The sequence below is a fragment of the Serratia sp. TSA_105.2 genome (assembly GCF_052692115.1).
In genome coordinates this window covers 36,916-61,978 of the sequence record NZ_JBQZFT010000005.1, presented here as the reverse complement: position 1 = coordinate 61,978, position 25,063 = coordinate 36,916, and the positions used below count along the sequence as shown (strand labels likewise).

Below are 25,063 nucleotides of genomic sequence, written 5' to 3'. Positions count from 1 at the left end.
GTCAACGTCACGCGGACGCCCGCTGGCGTTCCAACGCCTCCTCATAGCTCGGCATTGACCCCGCCGCTCCGGCCCGTTCCACACAGACCGCCGCGTAGGCGGCGGCGAAGCGCACCGCATCGGCTAACGGCACCTGATTCGCCAGCTGCGCCGCCAGGGCGCCGTTAAACGCATCGCCCGCGCCGGTGGTGTCTTTCGGCTGCGCTGGAAACGCCGGGATCAGCTCGCTGTTTTCCCCGTCCGAGAACAACGCCCCCTGGGTACCCAAGGTCACGATCAGCAAGCGAATGCCCTTGGCGTGCAGCACCTGCGCCGCCTGGCGCGCCGAAGCCACATCCCGCACCGGCACGCCGGTCAGCAACGTACACTCGGTGGCATTGGGCGTCAGCAGATCGACCTGTGCCAGCAGGCTGTCCGGCACCGGCTGAAACGGCGCCGGGTTGAGAATGATGAATGTCTGCGCCTCGCGGGCGATGGCGATCACCTGCTCAATCGCCGGCAGATTGTTCTCCAGTTGGGTCAACAGAATGTCCGCCGCGGCGATCGCCGGCCGGCACTGGCGCACCTCATCTTCGCTGACCGTCAGGTTGGCGCCGGGATCGACGGCGATCATGTTCTCCGCCTCCTCGCCTGCAACGTAGATAAGCGCATTACCGGTCGGGCAATCGCCGGTCGAGAACAGCGTCACCGCATCGAAACCGGCGGCGGCGAGGTGGCGCCGGGCGAAGGTGCCGAAGTCGTCGCGCCCCACCTTGCCGATATAATGCACTCTTGCCCCGGCGCGCAGCGCGGCGGTGGCCTGGTTGGCGCCCTTACCGCCCGCGCCCATCATGCTGTTGCGGGCGATCAGCGATTCGCCGGGCTGCGGAAAGCGCGCCATGCCGGCGACGATATCCAGGTTGAATGAACCGAACACGCAGACTTTGCCTTTCATTGCGGGTACTCCCTGCTCAATTGGAGGTGGCGCCGGGCGGCCAGGCAGGCGCCTTTGCTGCCGGTTTCATCGGTCAGGCGGCTGATGGAGATCGCCAGCCCCTGCGCCGGCTGCGGCCCGCGCAAATGGCGGCGGATCTCCTGCTCAAGGCGCACCAACGGGAAACCATTCATGGCGATCACGCCGCCGCCCAGGATCAGCCGCTCTGGATCGAGCACGTTCATTTCGATGGCGATGGTCTGCGCCAATCGTTCGACGAAGCGCTGCAGATCCGGATGATCGCCGTGGCGTTCAAACAGCCGTTCGAACGGCGTTTGCGCCGCGTTGGCGCGCGCCCAGCCGGTCAGCCAGTGGCCCGAGGTCAGGCTCTCGACGCAGCCTCGTTTACCGCACGGGCACTCACCCTGATGGCCCGGCCAGGGAATGTGCCCCAGCTCACCGGCAGCGCCGTGCGCCCCGTGATAAAAGTCGCCGTTCAGCCACAGGCTGTTGCCCATGCCGGTGCCCAGATACAGTCCCACCGCCACCTGCGGCAGCGCCGGCAACTGCTGCAAGTCCCACCACAGCAGGTGATTGACGTCTTTATCCATCCGCACCGGCAGCGCCAGCGCATCGGCCAACAGCGCCGCCACCGGCTGGGCGTCAAGCGCCGGAATGAACGGCAGCGACAGCACCCGCGAGCGATCCCGGCTGAGGATCCCCGGCAGCCCGAGCATCACCTGCGCCACCTGCCGATCCTCGCAATGCCCGGCGATCAGGCGGCCCAACGCCACCAGCGGATCGGCCTGCCGTGCCCAATCGGCGGTCGCTATCTTGCGGTACCCGCTGAACTCGCCGTCATCATCCATCAACAGCAGGCGGGTATTGGTGCCGCCGACGTCAACGCCAAGAAAATGCCGCATCATGTCCCCCGCCTCAGGCCGCCTGCCGCATCTGATCCAGCATTTTTTCCCATGCCGTCTCCAGGTCCGGATCGAGGTTGAACAGCCCGGAGCTGCCGACGATCAAGACTTCCGCGCCGGCGCCCATCAGATCGCGGTAGGTACGCTGATTGCAGGATCCGTCGATCTCGATCAGATAGCTCAGGTTTTGTTGGCTTTTCAGATCGCGCAACTGGCGGATCTTTTCCAGCATTTCGGGGATAAACGGCTGCCCGGCATAGCCCGGATCGACGGTCATCACCGTGACCTTGTCCAGCAGATGAAGGTAGTGGCGGATAAATTCCACCGGCGTGGCCGGGTTCAGCACCACCCCCACTTTTTTGCCCAGCACGCGGATCTGGTTGATCACGCGGAACGCATCGCGGTTGATGGTTTCGGCGTGCGGGCAGATAAAGTCCGCGCCGGCGCGGGCGATGGGATCGATAAAATCGGTCGGGTTCTCCACCATCAGGTGCACGTCCAGCAGCAACGAGGTGTGCGGGCGGATCTGTTCGATAAAGAACGGCGACAGCGTGATGTTTTTAACGTAGTGCCCATCCATGATGTCGATATGCAGCATATCGGCGCGGCGGTTCAGCACCGCCAATTGCTGCCGGATATCCATCAGGTTCATGCACATCAGTGAAGGTGAAATCTGGTATTTCATTAGCGTTATCCTGCGCAAAAGGGAAAAAGGATCAGTGGCCCGCTGCGGCTCTGGCCTGGGCCGCGCTGCGGCGCATCGCCCGCCGCTGCCGGTAGCGATGGCGGAAAAACTTCAGCGCCAGCACTGCGATCAGCACCGCACCCCACATCGCCAGGCTGAAATGCGGGCTGACGTTCATCAGGTTCAAACCGGTGGCGATCACCTGCAGCACCACCAGCGCCAGCACCACGCCGCTGACCCGGCCAAAACCGCCGAACGGATCGGTGCCGCCCAAAATGATCGCCAGCACCGTCAGCAGCAGATAAGCGTCGCCGTAGCCCATGCGCGCCGAGTTGAAGCGCGCCATCATCACCAGCCCGGCGATCACGCACAGCAGGCTGGAGAGGGTGTAAATGGCGATCAGCACCCGATGGGTATTCACGCCGCTGAAGTGGGTGGCGTTGATGTTGCTGCCACTCATGTAGATGCATTTGCCGAGCCGGGTTTTCTGCAAGAACAGCGCCAGCAGCACGGCAACCGCCAGGAAGATCCACAGCGGTACCGGTACGCCCAGCACGCGCTCGGCGCCGATAAACCGCACGATCTCCGGCATGCCGCTCAGGGCCGCACCGCGCGTCAGGTAGATACCGATGCCGTTAACCGTGGTCATGGTTGCCAGCGTCACCAGAATCGGATGCGCGCCGACGTAGGCCACCAACGCGCCGGTCGCCGCGCCGATCATCACGGCCAGCAGCATCGCCGCCGCCAGCGCCAACACCAGCCACAGCGCCTGCAGCCCCAGCCCGGCGTCCGGCGGCAGATAGCTGATGAACAGCCAGGCCATCAGCAGGCTGGTCAGGTTGGCGCTGGCGATAATGCACAGGTTCAGGCCGCCGCTGAGGATCGGGATGAACATCGCCAGGGTCAGCAGGCCCAGCTCCGGCAGCTGGAACGCCACGCTGGTGAAGGTGGCGCCGCTGAAGAAGCGCCCCGGCATCAGCAGGCTGAAGGCCAGCACCACCGCCACCAGCAGCGCCAACAGGCCGACGGCGGTGCCGTCCGGACGAAATTTCAGGTAGTTGCCCATCAGGCGCTCCTCAGGCGAAACCGACGTCGGTTTCTTTGCGTTTCTTGTAGTGGGTGACGGTAATCGCCGCGACGATCACCAGGCCGATCACCACGTTCATGAAGTAGCTGGACACGCCGATCAGGTTGAGGCCGTTTTTCAGTACGCCGATCAGGAATACGCCCATCAGCGTGCCGATCACGCTGCCCTTGCCGCCGTTCAGGCTGGCGCCGCCCAGCACCGCCGCCGCCAGTACATCGAGCTCACCGCCCACCAGCGCATTGGGCACCACCTCCCCCATGCGGTACACCTGCACCAGGCCGCCGATCGCCGCCATCACGCCCAGATAGCCATAGGCGAACAGGTGCAGCAGGCCGACGCGGATGCCGATGCGCCGCGCCGACTCCGCATCGCCGCCGACGGCAAACAGCTGGCGCCCGAGGTGCGTCTTGTTCAGCAGCAGCCAGGTCAGCAGCGCCACCGCCAGCATCACCAGCGTCGGCAAACCGAGCTGATAGCTCTGTTCATCCAATTGGAACGGCAGCACGCTGCGCGGCAGCGTCCACCAGTCCGGCAATGCGTACAGGCTGCGGCCGTTGGTCAGCCACATCAGCATGCCAAACAAGAACGCCTGCATACTGATGGTGACGATGATCGAGACGATGCGCAGGCAGTAGATCAACAGCGCGTTGACCATGCCCAGCGCGGCGCCGATCGCCAACGCCAGCAGAATGCTGCCCGCCGGGCTGGCCAGCCCGTAGTGGGTCGCCAGCGTGGCGATCAGGTACTGCACCACCGAGGCCACCGCCGCGAAGGAGATATCGATGCCGCCGGTCACCAGCACCACGAACAGGCCGAGGGCGAAAATGCCGCTCACCGCATAGCTTTCACTGAGATCGAGCAGGTTTTGCACCGTCAAAAACCGATCGCTGAGCAGCGAAAAAACGATGACCGTCAGCAGCAGTACCCAGGCCAGGTAGCCTTCGTTGCCGCGCGGTTTCAGGCTGAATCTACGCATTGACCGCCTCCGCCAGCTGTTGCTGGCTCACCTGCCCCGGCAGGTATTCGCCGATCACGCTGCCGCCGCTGAAGTGCAGCACCCGATCGCAGTTGTAATACACCTCCGGCACCTCGTCGGAGATCAGTAAAATGGCGATCCCCTCCTGCGCCAGCAGATGGATCAGTTGATAGATGCTGGCCTTGGCGCCAACGTCGACGCCGACGGTCGGCGAGTCGAGGATCAGGATCCGCGGCTGGGTCAGCACCCACTTGGCCAACACGATCTTTTGCTGATTGCCGCCGGACAGCGTCGAAACCGCCTGCTCCGGATCCGCCACCCGCACGCCAAGTTTGGCGATCCACTCCGCGACGATGCGATTCTTGCGGTAGTCGTCAATCAGGCGAAAACGCCCGCGCAGCTTATCGAGAATGGTCAGCACCGCGTTGTCCGCCACCGACTGTTGCTGCACCAGGCCGAGCGTCAGGCGATCCTCCGAGACGTAGCCGATGCCGGCTTTGATCGCGTCCTCATGGCCGCGAAAGCGCACCGGTTTGCTGTCGAGGTAGAGCTTGCCGCTGTCCGGCCGGGTCATGCCGAACAGGCTCAGCGCCAGCTCGGTGCGCCCGGAGCCGAGCAGGCCGCACAGCCCAAGCACCTCGCCCTGATGCAGCCGGAAGCTCACGTCCTGATACTGCCCGGTGCGGCTGAGGCGATCCGCCTCCAACATCACCCGATCCTTATTCATGCTCGGTGACTTCAGGCGATAGTCCAGCTTCAGACCGGTCATCAACTCGGTCAGACGATCGCCGGTGATCTCCGCCGCCGGCCAGGTGCCGATCTTGTTGCCGTCGCGGATCACCGTGACGCGATCCGAAATTTCCAGCACCTCGTCCAGCCGGTGGCTGACGAACACCACGCAGATGCCTTTCGCTTTCAGGTAATCCACCGTGCGCAGCAGCTGATTGACCTCGGTGCGGGTCAGCGAGGCGGTCGGTTCATCCATGATCACCAGCCGCGCCTCCGCCACCAGCGCGCGGCAGATCGCCACCTGCTGGCGCTGGGCGATCGGCAGCTCCGCCACCCGTTTGTCGAGATCCAGATGGAAACTCAGCTCCTGCAGCAGCCGCTCGGCGGTGCGCCGCAGCCGTTCCGGGCGGTACCATCCCAGCAGCCCATGCAGGTTGTGCTCGAAGGCGATGTTTTCCGCCACCGTCAGGTTGGGAAACAGCGACAGATCCTGGTAGATCACCTGAATGCCGAAGGCGCGCGCCTGATCCGGCGACAGCCGACCGAAGGTTTGCCCGTCGATGGTGATGCGGCTGCCGTCGTCCGGTTGATACACGCCGGCGATCGCCTTGATCAACGTACTTTTTCCGCAGCCATTGGTGCCGGCCAGGCAGTGCACTTCCCCCGGCATCAGCGCCAGCGAGATAGCGTTCAGCGCACGCTGTCCGCCAAAGGTCATCGACAGCTGTTGCAGCGCGATCAGCGGCGTGCCCTGCGTTGCCGTATTGCCGGAAATCGCCATGATTACAGCCCCATCTTCACCAGCTTCGGCAGGTTTTGCTTATCCAGGCTTTCGGTGGCGTTGCCGAGAAGGGTGTGCTGCTGCGCATCCACCTGCACCTTGCCCATGCCTTCGATGGTCATGCCATCGGTGATCTTTTCTCCCTTATGCATCATGTCTGCGATGCGCACGAACACTTCGCCGGCCACCAGCGGATTCCAGATATAGCCGCCCTTGATGGCGCCACGGTTGACCAGCGAAGCGCCCTGGCCCGGGCTGAATGGCCCGATGACGCAGATATCGTTGCTTTTGCCGCGGTTGAGCACCGCGCGCCCGGCGCCGATCGGCCCCTGTGAACCAAAGGCCAGCACGCCTTTCAGATCGGGATATTTAGCCATCAGATCGTTGGTGGTGCGCACGCTGTCATCCAGCGATTCGCCCACGCCGAACTTGTCGCCCACCAGTTGCATGTTCGGGTAGTGCTGCTTCTGGTAGTTGATCGCCGAGTCCGACCAGGTGATGTGCAGCGGCACCGTCAGGCTGCCGACGTACACCGCGTACTTGCCCTGCTCTTTCATGCAGGCGGCCAGCGCTTTCATGTGGTTGACGCCGTGCTGCGAGGCGTCCACCAGCTCAAAGTCCCAGTCGGCGTACTTTTGGCCGGGGGATTCGTGCACGATCACCTTGATGCCCGCTTCCTGCGCGCGCTTAAGCACCGGCTCCAGCACCCGAGCGTCGTTCGGCACCACGCCGATGATGTCCACCTTCTGCGCGATCAGATCTTCGATGGCGCGCACCTGCAGCGCCGGATCCGCCGCCGTCGGTCCGACCATCCAGGCATCGATGCCGCGTTTGGCGCCTTCGCTTTTGATGCCGGCCTCCATGGCGTTGAACCAGGGAATGCCGCCTATCTTCACCACCACGCCCATTTTCAGTTTGTCCGCCGCCTGCGCGGAGACCGAAAGCAGCAGCGAGGCAAACAGACCGACCAGTACGGATTTTTTCATTGTTCTCTCTCCACAAGTGTTGGCTGTAATAAAGAGTTTTCGTTGTTGTTATCGCGCCGCCCTTTTCGCGGCGGGTGAAACTTCAATCACGTCGACGTTGTTCCAGGCCAGTTCCTGACGAAATTCGTCGTCGCTGAGCCGATCGGTGATTAAGGTATCTATCTCCCGGTAGTGGCAGATGCGCGCGAACGAGCGGCGGCCGAACTTGTTGCTGTCCACCAGCAGGAACTTGCGCTCCGACGCCAGCAGCATCTGCTGCTTCAACCGCGCATGGTGCTCGTTGCTCTCGCGGATGCCGCCGTCCTGACAGATGCCGTGGCAAGAGAAGAACAGCTTGTTGATCACAAACTCCTTCAACATCTGCTCCGCCAGCACGCCGATAAAATCCTCGTACTTGGCGGAATACTCGCCCCCCAGGCCGATGGTGCGCACGTTGGCCTTGCAGGCCAGCGTCTGGATGATGTGCAGCGAGTTGGTCAATACCACCAGCGAGATATCCGGCAGTTGGCGCGCCAAAAACCAGCTGGTGGAGCTGCTGTCCAGCAGCAGACAATCCCCTGGCGCGATAAATTCCAGCGCGCGTTTGGCAATGCGCGTCTTCTGTTCCGGCGCCTCGTTGCTGCGCTGGCGGAAAGATTCCCCCTGGTCTATCTCGGCGGGCACATAGGTTTTTTCCACTGCCGGCGGCTCGACAAACACCGCGCCGCCGTGGCTGCGCAGCAGCAGGCCACGCCGTTCAAGCAAGGCCAGATCACGCCGCGCCGTCTCGATAGAGATGTGGCACAGCTGCGCCACCTCCTGCACCATTACGCGGCCGCGCTGGCTCAAGACTTCGGTGATAAAGCGATGACGTTCTACAGGCAGCATGTTTCTTTTCTCCTCCACGACGATGATTAAGATATCGATTTGCCGCGCCGCGTTTTGCGCGCAGACGCAAAGCGCATCGCCCCGCGATCGGGCAACGATCGCGGTGTGATAGTTGTCAAAAAAATCGGGAAGGAAATGAAATGAATAATTACGAAAGTGTGGAGCAACAGGCAGTTATGATATGTGTGCGTCTTAGACAGGCAGGAGAGAAACGGTAAACGGTCACAATTCCACGTTCCGCAACATGACCGTTAATGACCGTTTTTGTGGTTTTGACCGAACGCTGCCGAGCGACGGCTAATGCTGGTAGGCTTTACCTGAAAAACTGCAAAAAAAATCCGGTGAGAACCTCACCGGACCGTTACCCGCCTGACACGACTTATTCCTCGTGCTCATGCTCTTTCAACATTGCCTCACGCAACACGGCGTTCAGGCGTTTCTGATAGCCTTTGCCTGGCCGCTGAAGCCAGGCCAACACATCCGCATCGATTCGGATGGTTTTCGATACTTTCATCGGTTTATAAAAACGCCCCTGCACCGCCGCCTGCCACTTTTCCTCACCCAGAGCCGGGGCATCGGCATAATCGATATCCTCATCCGGCAGCGCGCTCAACGAAGCAATTTGCGCTTTTTGCTCCTCCGTCAACGGAGGGAGTACGCTATGTGCCAGATTTTTGGCTGAATTTTTGCGCTTCATATCTTCCCCTCTCTTTGGCATCGGCCTTGCGTGCTGAAATGATACGCACGATCTCTACTGTATCGCCTTCGACATCCGTTTCGATCGTCGTATGCGCCACCAGCAGCAGCAAACAGGAGCCGACCATACCGAGCGTTTGCCAGCGTTCTTCTCCGCCCTCGATCCTCTACAGCACGGCCAAATGGTTGGGATCCAGAAAAACCCGTTGCGCAATCTCAAAACTGACGCGGTGTTTGCGCTGGTTGCTGTGATTTTTATCCTGATTCCATTCAAAATAAACATACATTTTTGTAACTACATTTTGATTGTTATTTAATCAAAATACACTCCGCACAGCGGGATGTCAAAACTCCCTCATGCATTCAACGCCCGCCTGCGGCCTCGATAAAGGTGCCGGTCACGTAAGACGCAGCGTCAGACAGCAGCCAGGCGATCGCCTCCGCCACTTCCTGCGGCTGCCCGCCGCGCTGCATCGGCAAACTGTCCTTCACGCGATCCACTCGGCCCGGCTCGCCGCCGCTGGCGTGCATCTCGGTATAGATGAATCCGGGCCGCACGCCGTTGACGCGGATGCCCTGCGCCGCCACCTCGCGCGATAACCCGATGGTCAGGGTATCGACGGCGCCTTTCGAGGCGGCGTAATCGACGTATTCCCCGGCCGCCCCCAACCGGGACGCCGCGGAGGAAACGTTGACGATAGCGCCGCCCTGCCCGCCATGGCGCAGCGCCATGCGCTTCACCGCCTCGCGGCAACACAGGAAGTAACCGGTCACGTTGGTGCCGAGCACCTGATTTATGCGCTCGGCGGTCAATTGTTCAATGTTCGCCTGCTGGAACAGAATCCCGGCATTGTTGACCAGCGCGCTGAGCGTGCCCAGCCCGGCGTCCAGCGCAGCGAACATCGCCATCACCTGTGCTTCATCGGCCACGTCGGCCTGCAGCGCCAGCGCCTTGCCGCCCTGCGCCTCAATCTGCGCCACCACCTGCCGCGCCGCGCTTTCGTCGCGCAGGTAATTCACCCCCACCGCATAGCCCTGCCGGGCCAGCAGCAAAGCGGTCGTACGACCAATTCCCCGGCTCGCGCCTGTGACCAATGCCACTTTCGTCATATTGTTTTTCTCTGGTTGGCGATATCAACACAGCGGCCTGTGCACAGGCGCCCCGTTTGCCCGTCAGAGTATAGAGCCGCGCGCTAAAAAACGCTTTAAAGCTGAGCCAGGCGGCGCAGCTGCTTTTTAATGCGCGCTTTGACGCAGCCGTAGGCGTCCGGCGTCGTCACCTGATGCCCCCGTTGTAAGCCGGCAGCATGCAGGCCGCTATGGCCATGGCTCTGGGCGTCGCCGCGAAAAGACAGCATCAACAGAACGAGCACGGCCGCCACGCCTGCATATATCAGCCGCCGCGAGGTGCCCGCGAGCGGGGAACCGTCAGTCTGCATGTTTCGCTCCTTCTGTTGTGGCATCGAATGGCAGCAAAATAACTGAAATTCCACCGCGTTCCCTTAACGCGAGATTAAAGCCAGATTAAGGTTTGCTTAAGAACGCGCAGGCAAAGCGAGTTTCCCCGTTGTCTTCCCGGCAGGGTTATAGTTAGATAATCGCGATTTGAGGATCTCAGCGGAACAAACGTGAACATACTGTTGGTGGAAGACGACCTGCAATTAGGCAAGGCGCTGTGCCGCGCATTGGAGCTCACCGGCTTTAATTTGTGCTGGGTGCGCCTGCTCGCGGACGCAGAAAATAAACTTTCACCCGGCGGGTTCGACCTGATGCTGTTGGATCTTACGCTGCCGGACGGCGACGGTTTGCAAAAGCTGATCGCCTGGCGCGCCGCCGGGCAAAATATCCCCATCATCATCCTGACCGCCCGCGACCGCATCGAAAGCCTGGTGAACAGCCTGGATTCCGGCGCGGACGACTTTCTGGCCAAACCCTTTGCGCTGCCCGAACTCATCTCGCGCGTCAAGGCGGTCAACCGCCGCATGGCGGGCTTCGCGTCGCAAACCTGGAGCCTCGGCACGCTGTATCTCGATCCGGTCAACCATCAGGTGACGCTGGATAACGAACTGCTGATGCTGTCGAAAAAGGAGTATCACCTGCTGCACGAACTGATGCGCTGTGCCGGCACCGTGGTGCGCAAAGCGGTGTTGGAACAGCGGTTATTCGGCCACGGCGACAGCGTGGAAAGCAACTCGCTGGAAGTGCATATGCATAATTTACGGCGCAAGATCGGTAAAGAAAGAATTATTACCGTACGCGGCATTGGCTATTTGCTGAAGAAAGAGTAGCGGCATGATCGGTTTCAAATCCTTCTTTATGCGCACCATTATTTTCCAGGTGCTGGCCATTTTATTATTGTGGGGGCTCCTCGTCGCCTGGGTGAAATATTGGTATTACCCCGACATGGAGAAATATTTCGATAACCAGCAACGCATCGTCGCCGTGGGTATCGCCAATATTCTCGATGAAACCGGCACCGACAATATCGATTACCGCGGCATCATCAAGACCATTGAAGGCATGTACATTGATTCCATCAATAACGGCATGCAGGATCAAATCGATTACCACCCGCTGTTCGTGGTTTACGATCGGGACAACCGGGTGCTTTACAGTTCGCAAACGCAGGGAGAGCCGCTGCGCCTGCCGCCTTCGGTGCTGTCCGGCTCCGTTAAGTACGCCGGCGCCAACTGGCATCTTGCCGGCAGCTGGAGCGAAAAGCGCCAATACCGGGTGATCGTCGGCGAGTCGTTCAACGATCGCACCACGCTGTTCGGTAACCCGGCGGAAAGCACCGCCATGCCGCTGCTGGGCATTCTGGCGGCGATCATCATCACCCTGCTGTTTACCGCCTACTTCAGCCTGCGGCCGCTGCGCCAGATCGCCCGCACCATCTCCGATCGCCAGCCGGGTAACCTGTCGCCGATCAACGTCAGCGAGCAGTATCAGGAAATCCGGCCGGTGGTGGTGGAGGTCAACAAGCTGATGGCGCGCATCGACGCCGCCAACCAGCGCGAAAAACGCTTTATGGCCGATGCGGCACACGAACTGCGCACGCCGATCGCCGCCGTGCTGGCGCAGCTGCATCTGCTGACCCAGGTCTCGGAGCAACAGGAGCGCCGGGAGATCATCGGCGACATGCAACAGGGGCTGGATCGCGCGGCGTCGCTGTCGCGCCAGCTGATCAACCTGGCCAAGCTGGAGGCGGAGGATTTTCCGCTGAAAATCGAGGCGGTGGACATCTACGCCGACATTGGCAAATGCATCGCGCAGCACGTCCCCTATGCGCTGGAAAAGGATGTGGAACTCTCGCTCGACGGCAGCGAGGACGTGGTGATAAACACCGATCGCCATGCGCTGATCGCCATCTTCACCAATCTGCTGGACAACGCGCTCAAGTACGCGCCGCCCGGTAGCCGCATCGAAGCCAATATCCGTTCGCTGGCACCGCTCGGCTGCTATATTACGTTGCGCGACAACGGCCCCGGAGTGAGCGAAGAGCACCTTCCGCGCCTGTTTGAACGCTTTTACCGCGTGCCCGGCACGCAGCAAACCGGCAGCGGGCTGGGATTGGCCATCGCCCGGAACCTGGCCGACAAAATCGGCGCGCAGCTGCGCGTCACCGAAGGCCTCGACGATCGCGGCATCGGTTTTATTATCGATTTGCCGGAAAGTTACCGGCCACAGACTGAGAGTGAATAACGATCATGAGCGCCCCTGTTCTGATGCAACGGCAGCAACTCGACCGCCTATGGGATATCGACCGCAGTGAAATCATCGACACCCTGTATCGCCTGCAGGACGGCAAGCTGCAAGCCTACCCGGACTACTACGACGTGCGCGGCTGGGATCCGCACGACCGGGAAACCTATACGCCAATCCACGAAGCCTGCTTCGATCGCGGCGGCGCGTTCTTCGCGCGGTTCGAAGGCGAGGAGATCGTCGCGGCGGCGGCGCTGGACACCGAGCCGCGCGGCCCGCAGCGGGATCTGCGCCAGCTGTTGTTCTTTTACGTCAGCGCGCACCAACGCGGCCTGGGGCTGGGCAAGCAGCTGTTTCAACTCTGCCTGCGTCAGGCGGCACAGGAAGGCGCCGCCGGGCTATACGTCTCCTCCATCCCTAACAAAAGCACCGTAGACTTCTATCTGGCGCAGGGCTGCCGGCTCATCGAGCGCCCGGATGCCGAGCTGTTCGCCCGTGAGCCGGAGGATATTCACCTGGTCTGCCCTTGCCGTTAACGGCAAGGGCCTAACGGGCGATGCGTATCACCGAACGCACGTCGCTTTTCTTGTTCAGATCCCACACCTCGGCGATCTCCGCCAACGCGTGCTCCTGCGTCTCGATAGTGAGCGCGCCCGTCGCCGCCAGCGCCAGAATTTCGGTCGCGTAGCGCTGCATCTCCGGGATCGGCGGGAAGTTGCCGGTGCCGCTGCCGAGGATCTGCAGCTGATTGCTGCGCAATACCGCCGCCGGCAGCCGGATGTCCGGCGCGGCCATCGAGCCAACGTTGACCAGGCGAATGCCGCGCCCGCCGGCGTAAGACGAGAGATCGTGATTATTGAGCGTCGCGAGCAGCGCTTCGGTCGCCGGGCCCCAGATATAATCGACGATCACCTGATAACCGCCCGGCCCCGCCGCCGCCGCGAAGGCCTGCGTCAGCGCCTCGCCCTGCAGGCTCAGATCCACCGTGGCATCCACGCCCAACGCCTCCAACACGCTCAGCCGACGGCCGGCGGCAACGATGCGCCCGGCTCCCGCCTGACGCGCCGCCGCAACCGCCAGTTTGCCCGAGGTGCCGGTAGCGCCGATGATCAGCACCGTTTCACCGGGCTGCAGATCCGCTCGCCAGCGCAGCGGCAGCCAGGCGGCGAAGGCCGGATTGATCAGCGCCGCCGCCGTGGCGTCGTCTACCGCCTCCGGCACCGGCACCGTCCATGACGCGACGCTGCGCTCAGCCATCGCGCCGTAAGGACGGCGGAAGGAGGCGAAATAGACCCGTTGCCCGTCGGCCGTCCGGCCCACGCCGTCGGTGCCGGGCACGATCGGCAGCTGCTTGGGGCTGGAGTAATGGGTGCCGGCGACGGTAGCGCGATCCAGCTGTTTGATGCCGGCCGCCAGAACCTCGATCGGCACTTCATTCGCCTGCGCCTGGGGCTCCTCAAAGGTGCCGAAAACCGGGGCTTGCCCCAGCGCTGTTACGATTGCCGCTTGCATGGTGACTCCTCAAATCGTGGGAACGTACAGAAAAGAATAGGCCGCAATAAAATAAAAAGGGACACCGCATGATGCGGTGTCCCCCGAACACAAACTTTGCCGAACGTGTTATTCGTAATCGCTCATCGGCACGCAAGAACAGAACAGGTTACGGTCGCCGTAGACGTCGTCCAAACGCTTAACGCTCGGCCAGTACTTGTTCTCGCGCACGCCGGCCACCGGGAACACCGCCAGCTCGCGGCTGTACGGGTGCTGCCAGTCGCTGACCAGCTCCGCCTGCACGTGCGGCGCATTCACCAGCGGGTTATCTTCCAGCGGCCATTCGCCTTTGGCGACGCGATCGATCTCGCTGCGGATCGCCAGCATCGCATCGATAAAGCGATCCAGCTCCACCTTGCTTTCCGACTCGGTCGGCTCGACCATCAGCGTGCCCGCCACCGGGAACGACATGGTCGGCGCGTGGAAGCCGAAGTCGATCAGGCGCTTGGCGATGTCCATTTCGCTGATGCCGGTCTCTTCCTTCAGCGGGCGAATATCGAGGATACATTCGTGCGCCACGCGGTGATCGCGGCCGGTATACAGAATCGGGTATGCGCCTTTCAGGCGGGTAGCGATGTAGTTGGCGTTCAGGATCGCCATCTGGCTGGCCTGCTTCAGGCCTTCCGCGCCCATCATGCGGATGTACATCCAGCTGATAGGCAGGATGGAGGCGCTGCCGAACGGCGCTGCGGAAACCGCACCCTGCTGGGTGGTTACGCCGTCGATCTGCACAACGCTGTGGCCCGGCACGAACGGCGCCAGGTGCGCTTTCACACCGATCGGGCCCATGCCCGGACCGCCGCCGCCGTGTGGGATGCAGAAGGTTTTATGCAGGTTGAGGTGCGAAACGTCCGCGCCGATGTAGCCTGGCGTGGTGATACCCACCTGGGCGTTCATGTTGGCGCCGTCCAGATACACCTGACCGCCGAACTGATGCACGATCTGGCACACTTCGCGGATGGTTTCTTCATACACGCCGTGGGTCGACGGGTAGGTCACCATGATGCAAGAGAGTTCTTCGCCCGCCTGCTCTGCCTTGACGCGCAGATCGTGCAGATCGATGTTGCCGTTCTTGTCGCAGGCGACCACCACCACGCTCATGCCCGCCATTTGGGCAGAGGCCGGGTTGGTGCCGTGTGCCGAGCTCGGGATCAGGCAGACGTGGCGGCTCGCTTCGTTGCGGCTTTCGTGGTAACGACGGATCGCCAGCAGGCCGGCGTATTCACCCTGCGCGCCGGAGTTCGGCTGCATGCACACCGCGTCATAGCCGGTCAGCTGCACCAGCCACTGAGACAGTTGGCCGATCATCTGCTGGTAGCCGGCAGCCTGCTCCGGCGGGCAGAACGGGTGCAGCTCGGAGAATTCAGGCCAGGTGATCGGGATCATTTCCGCCGCAGCGTTCAATTTCATGGTGCAAGAGCCCAGCGGGATCATCGCCTGGTTCAGCGCCAGATCCTTACGCTCCAGGCGATGCATGTAACGCATCATCTCGGTTTCGCTGTGATAGCGGTTGAATACCGGATGGGTCAGGATCGGATCCTGACGCAGCATGGCGACCGGGATCGATTGACTGTTCTTGCTCACCGCCGCGTCCAGCGCGTCGATGTCCAGGCCGTGCTCGTCGCCGGCCAGCAGTGCGAACAGCGTTTGCACGTCTTCACGCGAGGTGGCTTCATCCAGCGTGATGCCCACGGCGCCGTGGATATCGGTACGCAGGTTGATGCCGAAGCTCAGCGCGCGTTCCAGCACCGCCGCTTTGTCTTTCACTTCAACGGTCAGGGTGTCGAACCAGGTGCTGTGGCGCAGCGTCAGGCCGGCCTTCTGCAGCCCGGCGGCCAGAATGTCGGTCAGGCGATGGATACGCCCGGCGATGCGCTGCAGCCCTTGCGGGCCGTGATATACCGCATACAGGCTGGCAATGTTGGCCAACAGCACCTGCGAGGTACAGATATTCGAGTTGGCCTTCTCGCGGCGGATATGCTGCTCGCGGGTCTGCATCGCCATGCGCAGCGCGGTGTTGCCGGCGGCATCGCGGGAAACGCCGATGATGCGGCCCGGCATCGAACGCTTGAACTCGTCGCGGCAGGCGAAGAAGGCGGCGTGCGGGCCGCCGTAGCCCATCGGCACGCCGAAGCGCTGCGCGGAGCCGAACACCACATCGGCGCCCTGCTTACCCGGCGCGGTCAGCAGCACCAGGGCCATGATGTCGGCGGCCACGCTGGTGATGATTTTGCGCGATTTCAATTCGGCCAGCAGCGCGCTGTAGTCGTGCAGCTCGCCGGTGGTGCCCACCTGTTGCAGCAGCACGCCGAACACGCCGTCCAGCTCCAGCACTTTTTCCGCTTTATCGACGATGACGTCGAAGCCGAAGGTTTCGGCGCGGGTGCGCACCACGTCCAGCGTTTGCGGATGCACGTCGTCGGCCACAAAGAAGCGGTTGGCGTCTTTCAGCTTGCTGGCGCGTTTGGCCAAGGCCATCGATTCGGCAGCGGCGGTGGCTTCATCCAGCAGCGAAGCGGAAGCCAGATCCAGGCCGGTCAGATCGAGAGTCACGGTCTGGAAGTTCAGCAGCGCTTCCAGGCGGCCCTGCGACACTTCCGGCTGATAAGGGGTGTAAGCGGTGTACCAGCCCGGATTTTCCAGCATGTTGCGCAGGATCACCGGCGGCGTCAGCACGGCGCTGTAGCCCATGCCAATATAGGATTTGTAGCGCTGATTCTGCGAGGCGATCGCCTTCAGCTCAGCCAGCGCCTGATGTTCGGTCGCCGCGTCGCCGACCGGCGGCGGCCCCGGCAGCTGAATGTCCGCCGGCACGATCTGTTGGATCAGCGCGCTGAGCGAGCGAGCGCCCACCGCTGCCAGCAACTCCTGGCGTTGTTCCGCAGAAGAGCCGATGTGGCGTTCGATGAACGCTTCGCTGTGTTCGAGTTGGCTGAGTGTCTGAGTCATTGCTACAAATTCCTGAATGCTTGCGTGATACGGGATATAGCTTGAACGGTAACTAAAACGCCCCGGCCGAAAGGCCCGGGGCGTGGTCACGATTACTCGTCGATCGAGGCCTGATAAGCCGCGGCGTCCAGCAGGTTCGCCAGCTCGCCTTCGTCGGCGGCTTTAATCTGGAACAGGAAGCCGTCACCGTAGGGCTCGCTGTTCACCAGCTCCGGGGAGCTTTCCAGCTCGCCGTTCACCGCCACGATTTCGCCGCTGATCGGCGCGTAAATGTCCGACGCCGCCTTGACGGACTCCGCCACGGCGCAATCTTCACCGGCGGCGACGTTGCGGCCCACTTCCGGCAGATCGACAAACACCATATCGCCCAGCAGTTCCTGCGCGTGTTCGGTAATGCCTACGGTGTAAACGCCGTTACCTTCTGAACGAACCCACTCGTGGGAGGATGCGTATTTCAATTCTGTTGGCACATTGCTCATAGCCGGTTACTCCTTCGAAGAAATAATTTCCCGTCGTCTTTCACACTGCAGCGTTGTTGGCTGCGTACGTTCACCTCGGTCACTTACCGCAGTAAGCTCCCGAGGACTCGCGCAGTTGCCGCCTAGCCGCAGCGCGAAATCCCTAGGGAAGAATCAATAAAAATCAATTTGTCAGCGGCTTGCCGGCGCGAACAAAACCGGGCTTGGTCACTTTGACCGGCATTTCACGGTTGCGGATCTGCACGATGGCCTGCTCGCCGATACCTGACGGCACGCGCGCCAGCGCGATGCTGAAGCCCAGCGTCGGAGAGAACGAACCGCTGGTGATCACGCCTTCGTGGGTTTGCCCCGCCGCGTCGGTGAAACGCACCGGCAGCTCATTACGTAATACGCCTTTTTCCGTCATGATCAAGCCGACCAGTTGCTCGGTGCCCTGCTCGCGCTGTTGTTCCAGCGCTTCGCGGCCGATGAAACGACGATCTTCCGGCTGCCAGGCGATGGTCCAGCCCATGTTGGCGGCCAGCGGTGAAACGCCTTCGTCCATCTCTTGCCCGTAGAGGTTCATGCCTGCTTCCAGACGCAGCGTGTCGCGCGCGCCCAGACCGGCCGGCTTGACGCCCGCGGCCAGCAATTTTTGCCAGAAATCCGCCGCCTGCTCTTTCGGCAGCGCGATCTCATAGCCGGCCTCGCCGGTGTAACCGGTGGTGGCGATGAACAGCTCGCCGGCCTGCACGCCGAAGAACGGCTTCATGCCTTCGACCGCACTTTTTTGTTCCGGGGTGAACAGCGTGCCGGCACGCTCTTTGGCCTGCGGGCCCTGTACCGCGATCAGCGCCAGATCGTCGCGCACCGTCAGCGCAACGCCATACGGCGCGGCGTGCTCTTCGATCCAGGCCAGGTCTTTGTCGCGCGTGGCGGAGTTCACCACCAGGCGGAAATAGTCTTCAGTGAGGAAATAAACGATCAGGTCGTCGATCACGCCGCCGGAGGCATTCAGCATGCCGGTGTACAGCGCCTTGCCGGGTTGGGTCAGTTTGGCGACGTCGTTCGCCAGCAGGTAGCGCAGGAACTCTCGGGTGCGGGCGCCGTGCAGATCCACGATGGTCATGTGAGACACGTCGAACATACCGGCATCCTGACGCACCGCGTGGTGCTCATCGAGCTGCGAGCCGTAGTGCAGCGGCATCATCCAGCCGTGAAAGTCTACCATGCGCGCACCGCACGCCACGTGCTGGTCGTACAGTGGGGTTTGCTTTGCCATCTTTTCCCTCTTTCCACTCGTCGCTAGAAGTTAGGGTGCTGCCACGCAATGCGGCGGAGCCTGGCTCGCGGCCCGATCGCCATGGCGCACTGACTGCTCAACACAAATGCTGCGCCGGGACGGGCGGAAACTGCGTGCAACCGCCGTGACGCAAACGATACCTTTCCCTCGAACTTATCACCGAACGACCACATTAACCATAAGTTAAAATAGGCTCATCGCCGTTCCAGGGCGGTAAAATGCCGGGCTAGTGTGCAGAGTTTTTCACTGGAAAAATGCGCTTTAAGGCACAAAATTAACAATTAAAGCGGCAAAACTCCGAAGTTATATAACAAACCGACGGCCGCACATGAGATTCCGACTTTTGATAACCGAACATGGAATTAGAAAAAGTAATGATAAAAAGCGGCTGAAATTAGATTATTTCAAATGAAGGGTTATATAAGGAAAGACGATGGCATAAGGCGAGAAGCACGAGCCCGCTGGGGGCTCGCAGAAGGCAGGTATCAGGCAAGCCACTCGGGCAGATCGTTCAGGCCCATTGCCTGACGCACCAGCTTTGGCTTGACGCCCGGCAGGCTGTCCGCCAGCCGCAGCCCCACGTCGCGCAGCAGCTTTTTGGCCGGGTGGTTGCCGTCGAACAGTTCGCGGAAACCCTGCATGCTGGCCAGCATCACCGCCGCGCCATGTTTGCGGCGGCGCTCATAGCGGCGCAGATAGAGGTGCTGGCCGATATCCTTGCCCTGCCGCTGCAGGCGGCGCAGTTCGGCAATCAGCTCGGCGGCGTCCATAAAGCCCAGGTTCACGCCCTGCCCGGCCAGCGGATGCACGGTATGCGCCGCATCGCCCACCAGCGCCAGGCGGTGCGCGGCGAAGCTGCGCGCATAGCGGCCGGTCAGCGGGAACGCCAACCGCTCGCTTTCCAGGCTGCAGGCGCCCAGACGCATATCGAAGGCCATCGCCAGTTCGCGGTTGAACTGCTCCGGCTCAAGCTGTTTGAGCCGCTCGGCGTCTTCCGGCGTCACCGACCAGACGATGGAACTCAAATACGGATCGCTGAACGGCAGGAACGCCAGAATGCCGTCGCCGTGGAAAATTTGCCGCGCCGTCGCCTGATGCGGCTCTTCGGTGCGAATGGTGGCAACCAGCGCATGGTGGCGGTAATCCCAGAAGGTGAGCGGGATGTCGGCGTGCTGGCGCAGCCACGACTGGGCACCGTCGGCGCCGATCACCAGCCGAGCAGTCAGCATGCGGCCATCCTCCAGCGTGACGAAGGCGTCGTTCTCGCCCCACGCCACCTGCTTGAGCGCGGCCGGGGTAATCAGCGTGATGTCCGACAGGCTTTCGGCGCGTTTCCACAGCGCCTGCTGGATCACCGAGTTTTCGATGATGTGGCCGAGGTGGCTGAAGCCGCACTCGTCGCCGCGGAAGGCGATTTTGCCGAAGCTGTCGCGCTCCCATACTTCCATCGCGTTGTAGGCGCTGGCGCGCAGCTGGAGAATGTCGTCCCACACGCCGATGTGCTGCAGCAAACGCTCGCTGGCGGCATTGATGGCGGAGACGCGCAGCGCTGGCTGTTCCGACGGCGGCGCCATGTCCGGCTGGCGCTGCTCCAGCACCGCCACGCGCAATCCGCTGCCCTGCAGGCCGCAGGCCAACGCCAGCCCCACCATACCGCCACCGGCGATAATCACGTCAAATGATTGCATGCTGCTCGATTTCCTTAAATAACGCGCGACGCCTTGCCGCGCCGCGTTTTGGGCGCACCACAGGGCGCCCGATTCTGTGTCTAACGTTCCACCCAGCCCAGCGTGCGCTTGGCGAAGGCGTCGCGCACCGCCGGCAAACGCTCCATCGCCATCAGCCCCAGATTTCGGCCGACCACCAGCGGGGCATAACGGTTGGCGAACAGGCGGATCAATCCGTCGGTCACGCCAATCGTCGCCTGCTGATCGTTTTGCCGCCGCTGCTGATAGCGGCTCAGCAGCGCATAACCGCCGGCGTCTTCGCCGCTGTCTACCGCTTCCGCCAGCGTTTCCGCCAGCGACATCACGTCGCGCAGGCCGAGGTTGAACCCCTGCCCGGCGATCGGGTGCAGCGTCTGCGCCGCGTTGCCCACCAGCGCCAGACGATGGCTGACATGGCGATCGGCGGTCAGCAGGCTGAGCGGATAACTGTGCCGTTTACCGGCCTTGAGGATACGCCCCAGCCGCCAGCCGAAGGCCTGTTGCAGCTCGGCGATAAAACGCTCGTCGTCCCAGGCATCCACCCGGGCGCGATCTTCGCGCGCGTGGCACCACACCAGCGAACTGCGCCCCTGCGACATCGGCAGCAGCGCCAGCGGCCCGTAGCGGGTAAAACGCTCGAAGGCGCGCCCCTGCGGATCTTCCGCCGTGGTGACGTTGGCGATGGTGGCGAACTGCGGATAGTCCTCCTGCCGCCACTGCACGTTGCAGGCCTGCGCCAGCGCCGAACGCGAACCGTCGGCCGCCACCAGCAGTTGCCCGCACAGGCGCAGACCGGTATCCAGTTGTACCTCCGCCCGCTCTGCGGTGCGAATCACGTCCACCACCCGCGCGGGGCAATGCAGCGTAACGCCCGGCGCCTTCGCCAGCAGCGCGAACAGCCGCTGCCCGGCGTCGTGCAGTTCGATCACCTGGCCAAGCGCATCGACCTGATAATCCTGCGCCTGCAGATTCACGAAACCGGCGTGGCCGCGATCGCTGACGTGCACCTGAGTGATCGGCGTGGCGCAGTCGCGCAGCGCCGGCCAAACGCCGATGCGCGCCAGCTGTTGGCAGGTACCCTGCGCCAATGCGATGGCGCGCGCGTCAAAGCCCGGGTGGCTGCGGTCGCCCGGCCGAGTCGCCTCGACCAGATCCACGGCCATTCTTCCCTGAGTAAGCGACGAGATAGCCAGCGCCAGCGTCGCGCCCGCCATACCGCCACCAACGATAATTACGCTCATTCCGTTACCTTGCCGCCGCCATCAAAGCCTCGATGGCATCGGCGTCTTTCACCACGGTGGCGGTCAGGTTTTCGTTGCCGTCGGCGGTGATCACGATGTCGTCCTCGATGCGGATGCCGATGCCGCGGTATTCCGCCGGTACGTCCGCATCCGGCGCAATGTACAGACCCGGTTCCACGGTCAGTACCATGCCCGGCTCCAGCAGCCGATCGCGGCTCGGCGTGCCGTAGTGGCCGACGTCGTGCACGTCGAGGCCCAGCCAGTGGCTCAGCCCGTGCATGAAGAACTGCCGGTGCGCCTGCTCGGCGATCAACTGGTCGACTTCACCTTTCAATACGCCCAGTTCCACCAGCCCGACCACCATGATGCGCACCACTTCGTCGTTGACTTCGCGGATGCTGGTGCCGGGTTTGAACAATGCCAAAGCGCGCAACAGCGACGCCAGCACGATGTCGTACACCGCGCGCTGCGGCTTGCTGAACCTGCCGTTGACCGGGAAGGTGCGGGTAATGTCGCCGGCGTACCCCTGATACTCGCAGCCGGCGTCGATCAGCACCAAATCGCCGTCGCGCATCTGGCTCTCGTTCTCGGTGTAGTGCAAGATGCAGCCGTTTTCGCCGCTGCCGACGATGGTGTTGTAAGACGGGTAGCGGGCGCCGAGGCGGGTGAATTCATGGTGAATTTCCGCTTCCAGCTGGTATTCGAACATGCCAGGACGGCATTTTTCCATCGCGCGGGTATGCGCCAGCGCACTGATCTCACCGGCGCGGCGCATCACCGCCAGCTCTTCCGGCGATTTGAACAGGCGCATGTCGTGCAGCCACGGCCGCCAGTCGGTCACGGTGGCCGGCGCCTGCAGATTCTGGCGGAACCCCTTGCGCAGCTTGTCCAGCGCATCGAACAGGATCTGATCGGCGTAGGCGTATTCGCCCTGCGCGTGGTAGACCACGTCCAGGCCGTTGAGCAGCAGGTGCAGCTGATCATTGATTTCATCGAACGGTAGCGCGCGATCCACGCCCAGCTTCGCCGGCGCAGCGTCTTGCCCCAGGCGGCGGCCAAACCAGATTTCCGCCGTCAGATCGCGCACCCGGTTGAACAACACGCTGTGGTTGTGCGTTTCGTCGCTTTTGATCAGCACCAGCACCGCCTCCGGCTCATTGAAGCCGGTCAGGTACCAAAAGTCGCTGTTCTGCCGATAGGGATAGTCTGAATCTGCACTGCGCGTCGTTTCCGGCGCAGAGAAAATAACCGCCGCACTGGCCGGCGCCATTTTCGCCAACAGCGCCTGACGGCGGTTGTTGAATTCCTGCTGAGTCATTACCTTCTCCTGAAATCATGCCATCCGCACCGCCGGCGGAGGGGCGATAAGACGCTTAGTGCAACGTCGGTTTGATGTTTTCCGGCGCCGTTGGTTTGTGACGGGTGAATTCGCCGTGGCACATGATGGCGGCAACCCGCACATACTCCGCCACTTCTTCCAGCGACTGTTCCAATTCTTCCTGATCTTCGTCTTCGTCGTAGCCCAACTGCGCGATGTTGCGCAGATCGTCGATCGCTTCCCCGACTTCGTCTTTCACCTGGGCCAGCTTCGGCTGCATCATCCCCAGGCCGAGCAGGAAGTGGTTGACCCAACCGGCCAGCGCGTCGGCGCGGTCGAACACGCTGACGATCTCCCCTTCCGGCAGCATCAGTTGGAACAGGAATTCGTCGTCTTCGAGCGTTTCGCGCGTCACTTCATACAGCTGTTGCAGCGGTTGGCTGAGCGCCTGCGGGAAGGCGACGCCTTCGTTGGTCAGATCGTGCACCAGCGCCTGCCAGCCGGCATCACGGCTGCCGCCGCACAACAGGCCGCTGATCAGGCCATGCATTTCTGCCGCGGTCAGCGCCACCGACTGCTGGTTGAGGGCCACGGTCAAAGATTGGTAACTTGGAAATGTATTCTGTATAGACATGCGCATTCGTCATCGTTGGCAGGATAAGTTCGTGTTATGCTACCACCAAGGTCCGTCGCTATACCAGATAAGCGCGACACCTCAGTGGCTAGTTATAATCGCGATGTGGCAGGTTTCACACTGCGCCGTCGGGTGGCGAAAGTGCGGTAAATACGCATTTTGAAACCCTTTTTTGACTGGCAATGTGCGCCACAGTAGATTACAACCAGGTACTGAAAAAGGGGTTGTATCTTGGTACCGAGGTATATATAGTGGCGCCCGCTTTGACGGCCCGGCCAGGGCGGACAAGGCTGGCGCGAAATTTAGGCAGGAAGGTGGCATGTCTGCACAACCGGTAGATATTCAAATTTTTGGCCGCTCGTTAAGAGTCAATTGCCCGCCAGAACAACAAGATGCGTTGAATATGGCGGCGGACGATCTTAACCAACGGTTGCAAGATCTTAAAGTTCGCACTAGAGTCTCCAATACTGAGCAACTGGTTTTCATCGCGGCATTGAACGTCTGTCACGAACTTGCTCAAGAACGGTTGAAAACCCGTGACTATGCGTCCAATATGGAACAACGCATACGGATGCTGCAGCAGACCATTGAACAAGCGCTGCTTGAACAAGGTCGCATCTCTGAACGTCAGGATGCACAATTCGAATAACTTAAGTTGTTGAAATCACAGTTTCGGCAACGAGTACAAAATTTCTCTGAGATGTTCGCCAGCGGGCCAGTCCCCTGAGCCGATATTTAGTACAAACAGAATGTGTTGCTCCGCGATCGGTGAGCACGCTCGGTGCGCCGAGAAGCCTTAAGATTGCGACGGCACGTTCACCTTGAACCATGGGTTCAAGGGTTACAGCCTGCGACGGCATCTCGGAGATTCCCCTTCTCAGCGGTTTATGTGTGCCGAACGCCACACTGAGCAAGCCTGATACGATGCCTTTTCAACCCCAATTCGCGCAGCAGCGCCAAGCCATTCGCCAACTCATTCGCCAACGCCGACGCGAACTTACGCCGGATCAGCAACGCTTTGCCGCAGACAAGATAACCGAGCGCCTTGCCGCACATGCACGCATTCAGGCGGCGCACAGCATCGCGGTATTCCTGTCGTTTGACGGTGAACTCGACACCGGGCCGCTGATAGAGCAACTGTGGACCCTCGGAAAACGGGTTTACCTGCCGGTGCTGCACCCGTTCAGCCCGGGCCATCTGCTGTTCCTGCGCTATGCGCCGGAAACGCCGCTGGTGCGCAATCGCTTCAATATTCTCGAACCGCGCCTCGATGTGCGCCAGGTGTTGCCGCTGGGCGAGCTGGACGTCGTGCTGACGCCGCTGGTGGCATTCGATCATACCGGGCAGCGTCTGGGTATGGGCGGCGGCTTTTACGATCGCACCCTGCAAAACTGGCAGAGCGACGGCCCCTATCCCATCGGGCTGGCCCATGATTGCCAGCAGGTGGAGCACCTGCCGACCGAGCACTGGGATATCCCGCTACCGGAAATCCTCACCCCGCTCTGCAGCTGGGCGTGGCACGAACCTAAATAGCAAAAGGCCGGATCGCTCCGGCCTT

At 61.8% G+C, this 25,063-nt stretch carries 24 protein-coding genes, 1 other RNA gene and 1 pseudogene; 6 read left to right on the top strand and 20 right to left on the bottom strand.

Annotated features, from left to right (window positions below; translation table 11 throughout):
* Positions 1 to 7: 7 nt before the first annotated feature.
* From rbsK to ACUTSC_RS16770, 12 genes and pseudogenes are all read right to left on the bottom strand, one after another.
* On the bottom strand, positions 8 to 934 hold the full coding sequence (gene rbsK / locus ACUTSC_RS16825) for a ribokinase (RefSeq protein WP_197768465.1): 927 nt from the start codon (positions 932 to 934) through the stop codon (positions 8 to 10).
* Complete coding sequence (gene alsK, locus ACUTSC_RS16820; RefSeq protein ID WP_197768466.1) at positions 931 to 1,839, bottom strand: allose kinase; 909 nt, start codon at positions 1,837 to 1,839, stop codon at positions 931 to 933. Before alsK ends, rbsK begins: the two co-directional genes overlap by 4 nt.
* 10 nt (positions 1,840 to 1,849) lie before the next feature.
* Positions 1,850 to 2,521: a D-allulose 6-phosphate 3-epimerase gene (alsE, locus tag ACUTSC_RS16815; RefSeq protein ID WP_197768467.1), complete on the bottom strand. Its 672-nt coding sequence runs from the start codon at positions 2,519 to 2,521 to the stop codon at positions 1,850 to 1,852.
* Between the two features lie 31 nt (positions 2,522 to 2,552).
* Positions 2,553 to 3,587 carry an ABC transporter permease gene (locus tag ACUTSC_RS16810; RefSeq protein ID WP_197768468.1) on the bottom strand — a complete coding sequence of 345 codons (1,035 nt, stop codon included), beginning with the start codon at positions 3,585 to 3,587 and terminating at the stop codon, positions 2,553 to 2,555.
* A 10-nt stretch (positions 3,588 to 3,597) separates the two neighbouring features.
* Entirely contained in the window at positions 3,598 to 4,584 is a 987-nt protein-coding gene (locus ACUTSC_RS16805; RefSeq protein WP_197768469.1) for an ABC transporter permease, read from the bottom strand.
* Entirely contained in the window at positions 4,577 to 6,094 is a 1,518-nt protein-coding gene (locus tag ACUTSC_RS16800) for a sugar ABC transporter ATP-binding protein (protein WP_445653465.1), read from the bottom strand. The genes ACUTSC_RS16805 and ACUTSC_RS16800 overlap by 8 nt, the downstream gene beginning before the upstream one ends.
* 2 nt (positions 6,095 to 6,096) lie before the next feature.
* Positions 6,097 to 7,080: a substrate-binding domain-containing protein gene (locus ACUTSC_RS16795; protein WP_193158368.1), complete on the bottom strand. Its 984-nt coding sequence runs from the start codon at positions 7,078 to 7,080 to the stop codon at positions 6,097 to 6,099.
* A 48-nt stretch (positions 7,081 to 7,128) separates the two neighbouring features.
* Entirely contained in the window at positions 7,129 to 7,947 is an 819-nt protein-coding gene (locus tag ACUTSC_RS16790; protein WP_004931653.1) for a DeoR/GlpR family DNA-binding transcription regulator, read from the bottom strand.
* A gap of 379 nt (positions 7,948 to 8,326) precedes the next feature.
* Positions 8,327 to 8,644, bottom strand: a complete 318-nt coding sequence (locus tag ACUTSC_RS16785; protein WP_063990687.1) for a BrnA antitoxin family protein — start codon at positions 8,642 to 8,644, stop codon at positions 8,327 to 8,329.
* A pseudogene (locus tag ACUTSC_RS16780) lies at positions 8,607 to 8,930 on the bottom strand (BrnT family toxin). Before ACUTSC_RS16780 ends, ACUTSC_RS16785 begins: the two are co-directional and overlap by 38 nt.
* Positions 8,931 to 9,006: 76 nt before the next feature.
* Entirely contained in the window at positions 9,007 to 9,753 is a 747-nt protein-coding gene (locus tag ACUTSC_RS16775) for an SDR family oxidoreductase (RefSeq protein WP_126179048.1), read from the bottom strand.
* A gap of 95 nt (positions 9,754 to 9,848) precedes the next feature.
* Complete coding sequence (locus ACUTSC_RS16770; protein ID WP_060422831.1) at positions 9,849 to 10,082, bottom strand: hypothetical protein; 234 nt, start codon at positions 10,080 to 10,082, stop codon at positions 9,849 to 9,851.
* A gap of 189 nt (positions 10,083 to 10,271) precedes the next feature.
* On the opposite strand from ACUTSC_RS16770, the gene ACUTSC_RS16765 reads away from it, so the two are divergent.
* Genes ACUTSC_RS16765 through ACUTSC_RS16755 form a run of 3 tightly spaced genes read left to right on the top strand, consistent with a single transcriptional unit; the run spans position 10,272 to position 12,881 of the window.
* Positions 10,272 to 10,931 (top strand): response regulator, encoded by a 660-nt coding sequence (locus ACUTSC_RS16765; protein ID WP_019455640.1) that lies wholly within the window; start codon positions 10,272 to 10,274, stop codon positions 10,929 to 10,931.
* Between the two features lie 4 nt (positions 10,932 to 10,935).
* Positions 10,936 to 12,345: an ATP-binding protein gene (locus ACUTSC_RS16760; protein WP_445653464.1), complete on the top strand. Its 1,410-nt coding sequence runs from the start codon at positions 10,936 to 10,938 to the stop codon at positions 12,343 to 12,345.
* A gap of 5 nt (positions 12,346 to 12,350) precedes the next feature.
* Positions 12,351 to 12,881 carry a GNAT family N-acetyltransferase gene (locus ACUTSC_RS16755; protein ID WP_443002891.1) on the top strand — a complete coding sequence of 177 codons (531 nt, stop codon included), beginning with the start codon at positions 12,351 to 12,353 and terminating at the stop codon, positions 12,879 to 12,881.
* Between the two features lie 10 nt (positions 12,882 to 12,891).
* On the opposite strand, the gene ACUTSC_RS16750 is transcribed toward ACUTSC_RS16755, so the two are convergent.
* The 8 genes from ACUTSC_RS16750 to ACUTSC_RS16715 form a co-directional block, all read right to left on the bottom strand.
* Positions 12,892 to 13,857 carry a quinone oxidoreductase family protein gene (locus tag ACUTSC_RS16750; protein ID WP_060441306.1) on the bottom strand — a complete coding sequence of 322 codons (966 nt, stop codon included), beginning with the start codon at positions 13,855 to 13,857 and terminating at the stop codon, positions 12,892 to 12,894.
* A gap of 108 nt (positions 13,858 to 13,965) precedes the next feature.
* On the bottom strand, positions 13,966 to 16,845 hold the full coding sequence (gene gcvP, locus ACUTSC_RS16745; protein ID WP_445653463.1) for an aminomethyl-transferring glycine dehydrogenase: 2,880 nt from the start codon (positions 16,843 to 16,845) through the stop codon (positions 13,966 to 13,968).
* A 92-nt stretch (positions 16,846 to 16,937) separates the two neighbouring features.
* A complete protein-coding gene (gene gcvH / locus ACUTSC_RS16740; RefSeq protein WP_063990680.1) occupies positions 16,938 to 17,324 on the bottom strand; it encodes a glycine cleavage system protein GcvH in 387 nt (128 codons plus the stop codon).
* Positions 17,325 to 17,487: 163 nt separating this feature from the next.
* The gene (gene gcvT, locus ACUTSC_RS16735) at positions 17,488 to 18,585 is read right to left on the bottom strand and encodes a glycine cleavage system aminomethyltransferase GcvT (protein WP_197773503.1); all 1,098 of its coding nucleotides are present in this window, start codon (positions 18,583 to 18,585) and stop codon (positions 17,488 to 17,490) included.
* Between the two features lie 506 nt (positions 18,586 to 19,091).
* On the bottom strand, positions 19,092 to 20,294 hold the full coding sequence (gene ubiI, locus ACUTSC_RS16730) for an FAD-dependent 2-octaprenylphenol hydroxylase (protein WP_197768476.1): 1,203 nt from the start codon (positions 20,292 to 20,294) through the stop codon (positions 19,092 to 19,094).
* Between the two features lie 80 nt (positions 20,295 to 20,374).
* Positions 20,375 to 21,553, bottom strand: a complete 1,179-nt coding sequence (gene ubiH / locus ACUTSC_RS16725; RefSeq protein ID WP_197768477.1) for a 2-octaprenyl-6-methoxyphenyl hydroxylase — start codon at positions 21,551 to 21,553, stop codon at positions 20,375 to 20,377.
* A gap of 4 nt (positions 21,554 to 21,557) precedes the next feature.
* Positions 21,558 to 22,871 carry a Xaa-Pro aminopeptidase gene (pepP, locus tag ACUTSC_RS16720; protein ID WP_197768478.1) on the bottom strand — a complete coding sequence of 438 codons (1,314 nt, stop codon included), beginning with the start codon at positions 22,869 to 22,871 and terminating at the stop codon, positions 21,558 to 21,560.
* A 55-nt stretch (positions 22,872 to 22,926) separates the two neighbouring features.
* Entirely contained in the window at positions 22,927 to 23,505 is a 579-nt protein-coding gene (locus tag ACUTSC_RS16715) for a YecA/YgfB family protein (protein ID WP_038871164.1), read from the bottom strand.
* A gap of 319 nt (positions 23,506 to 23,824) precedes the next feature.
* On the opposite strand from ACUTSC_RS16715, the gene zapA reads away from it, so the two are divergent.
* From zapA to ACUTSC_RS16700, 3 genes are all read left to right on the top strand, one after another.
* The gene (gene zapA / locus ACUTSC_RS16710) at positions 23,825 to 24,154 is read left to right on the top strand and encodes a cell division protein ZapA (RefSeq protein ID WP_004931621.1); all 330 of its coding nucleotides are present in this window, start codon (positions 23,825 to 23,827) and stop codon (positions 24,152 to 24,154) included.
* A gap of 40 nt (positions 24,155 to 24,194) precedes the next feature.
* A non-coding RNA gene (gene ssrS, locus ACUTSC_RS16705) (6S RNA) lies at positions 24,195 to 24,377 on the top strand.
* A gap of 52 nt (positions 24,378 to 24,429) precedes the next feature.
* A complete protein-coding gene (locus tag ACUTSC_RS16700; protein WP_060441302.1) occupies positions 24,430 to 25,038 on the top strand; it encodes a 5-formyltetrahydrofolate cyclo-ligase in 609 nt (202 codons plus the stop codon).
* Positions 25,039 to 25,063: the final 25 nt, after the last annotated feature.

Coding starts and splice junctions, on each gene's coding strand:
- rbsK (WP_197768465.1), bottom strand. CDS start 934: ATGAAAGGCAAAGTCTGCGTGTTCGGTTCATTCAACCTGGATATCGTC.
- ACUTSC_RS16700 (WP_060441302.1), top strand. CDS start 24,430: ATGCCTTTTCAACCCCAATTCGCGCAGCAGCGCCAAGCCATTCGCCAA.
- ACUTSC_RS16755 (WP_443002891.1), top strand. CDS start 12,351: ATGAGCGCCCCTGTTCTGATGCAACGGCAGCAACTCGACCGCCTATGG.
- ACUTSC_RS16805 (WP_197768469.1), bottom strand. CDS start 4,584: ATGCGTAGATTCAGCCTGAAACCGCGCGGCAACGAAGGCTACCTGGCC.
- gcvT (WP_197773503.1), bottom strand. CDS start 18,585: ATGGCAAAGCAAACCCCACTGTACGACCAGCACGTGGCGTGCGGTGCG.
- ACUTSC_RS16790 (WP_004931653.1), bottom strand. CDS start 7,947: ATGCTGCCTGTAGAACGTCATCGCTTTATCACCGAAGTCTTGAGCCAG.
- alsK (WP_197768466.1), bottom strand. CDS start 1,839: ATGATGCGGCATTTTCTTGGCGTTGACGTCGGCGGCACCAATACCCGC.
- ACUTSC_RS16795 (WP_193158368.1), bottom strand. CDS start 7,080: ATGAAAAAATCCGTACTGGTCGGTCTGTTTGCCTCGCTGCTGCTTTCG.
- ACUTSC_RS16770 (WP_060422831.1), bottom strand. CDS start 10,082: ATGCAGACTGACGGTTCCCCGCTCGCGGGCACCTCGCGGCGGCTGATA.
- ACUTSC_RS16760 (WP_445653464.1), top strand. CDS start 10,936: ATGATCGGTTTCAAATCCTTCTTTATGCGCACCATTATTTTCCAGGTG.
- ubiI (WP_197768476.1), bottom strand. CDS start 20,294: ATGCAATCATTTGACGTGATTATCGCCGGTGGCGGTATGGTGGGGCTG.
- zapA (WP_004931621.1), top strand. CDS start 23,825: ATGTCTGCACAACCGGTAGATATTCAAATTTTTGGCCGCTCGTTAAGA.
- ACUTSC_RS16810 (WP_197768468.1), bottom strand. CDS start 3,587: ATGGGCAACTACCTGAAATTTCGTCCGGACGGCACCGCCGTCGGCCTG.
- gcvH (WP_063990680.1), bottom strand. CDS start 17,324: ATGAGCAATGTGCCAACAGAATTGAAATACGCATCCTCCCACGAGTGG.
- alsE (WP_197768467.1), bottom strand. CDS start 2,521: ATGAAATACCAGATTTCACCTTCACTGATGTGCATGAACCTGATGGAT.
- ACUTSC_RS16715 (WP_038871164.1), bottom strand. CDS start 23,505: ATGTCTATACAGAATACATTTCCAAGTTACCAATCTTTGACCGTGGCC.
- gcvP (WP_445653463.1), bottom strand. CDS start 16,845: ATGACTCAGACACTCAGCCAACTCGAACACAGCGAAGCGTTCATCGAA.
- ACUTSC_RS16785 (WP_063990687.1), bottom strand. CDS start 8,644: ATGAAGCGCAAAAATTCAGCCAAAAATCTGGCACATAGCGTACTCCCT.
- ubiH (WP_197768477.1), bottom strand. CDS start 21,553: ATGAGCGTAATTATCGTTGGTGGCGGTATGGCGGGCGCGACGCTGGCG.
- ACUTSC_RS16750 (WP_060441306.1), bottom strand. CDS start 13,857: ATGCAAGCGGCAATCGTAACAGCGCTGGGGCAAGCCCCGGTTTTCGGC.
- ACUTSC_RS16775 (WP_126179048.1), bottom strand. CDS start 9,753: ATGACGAAAGTGGCATTGGTCACAGGCGCGAGCCGGGGAATTGGTCGT.
- ACUTSC_RS16800 (WP_445653465.1), bottom strand. CDS start 6,094: ATGGCGATTTCCGGCAATACGGCAACGCAGGGCACGCCGCTGATCGCG.
- pepP (WP_197768478.1), bottom strand. CDS start 22,871: ATGACTCAGCAGGAATTCAACAACCGCCGTCAGGCGCTGTTGGCGAAA.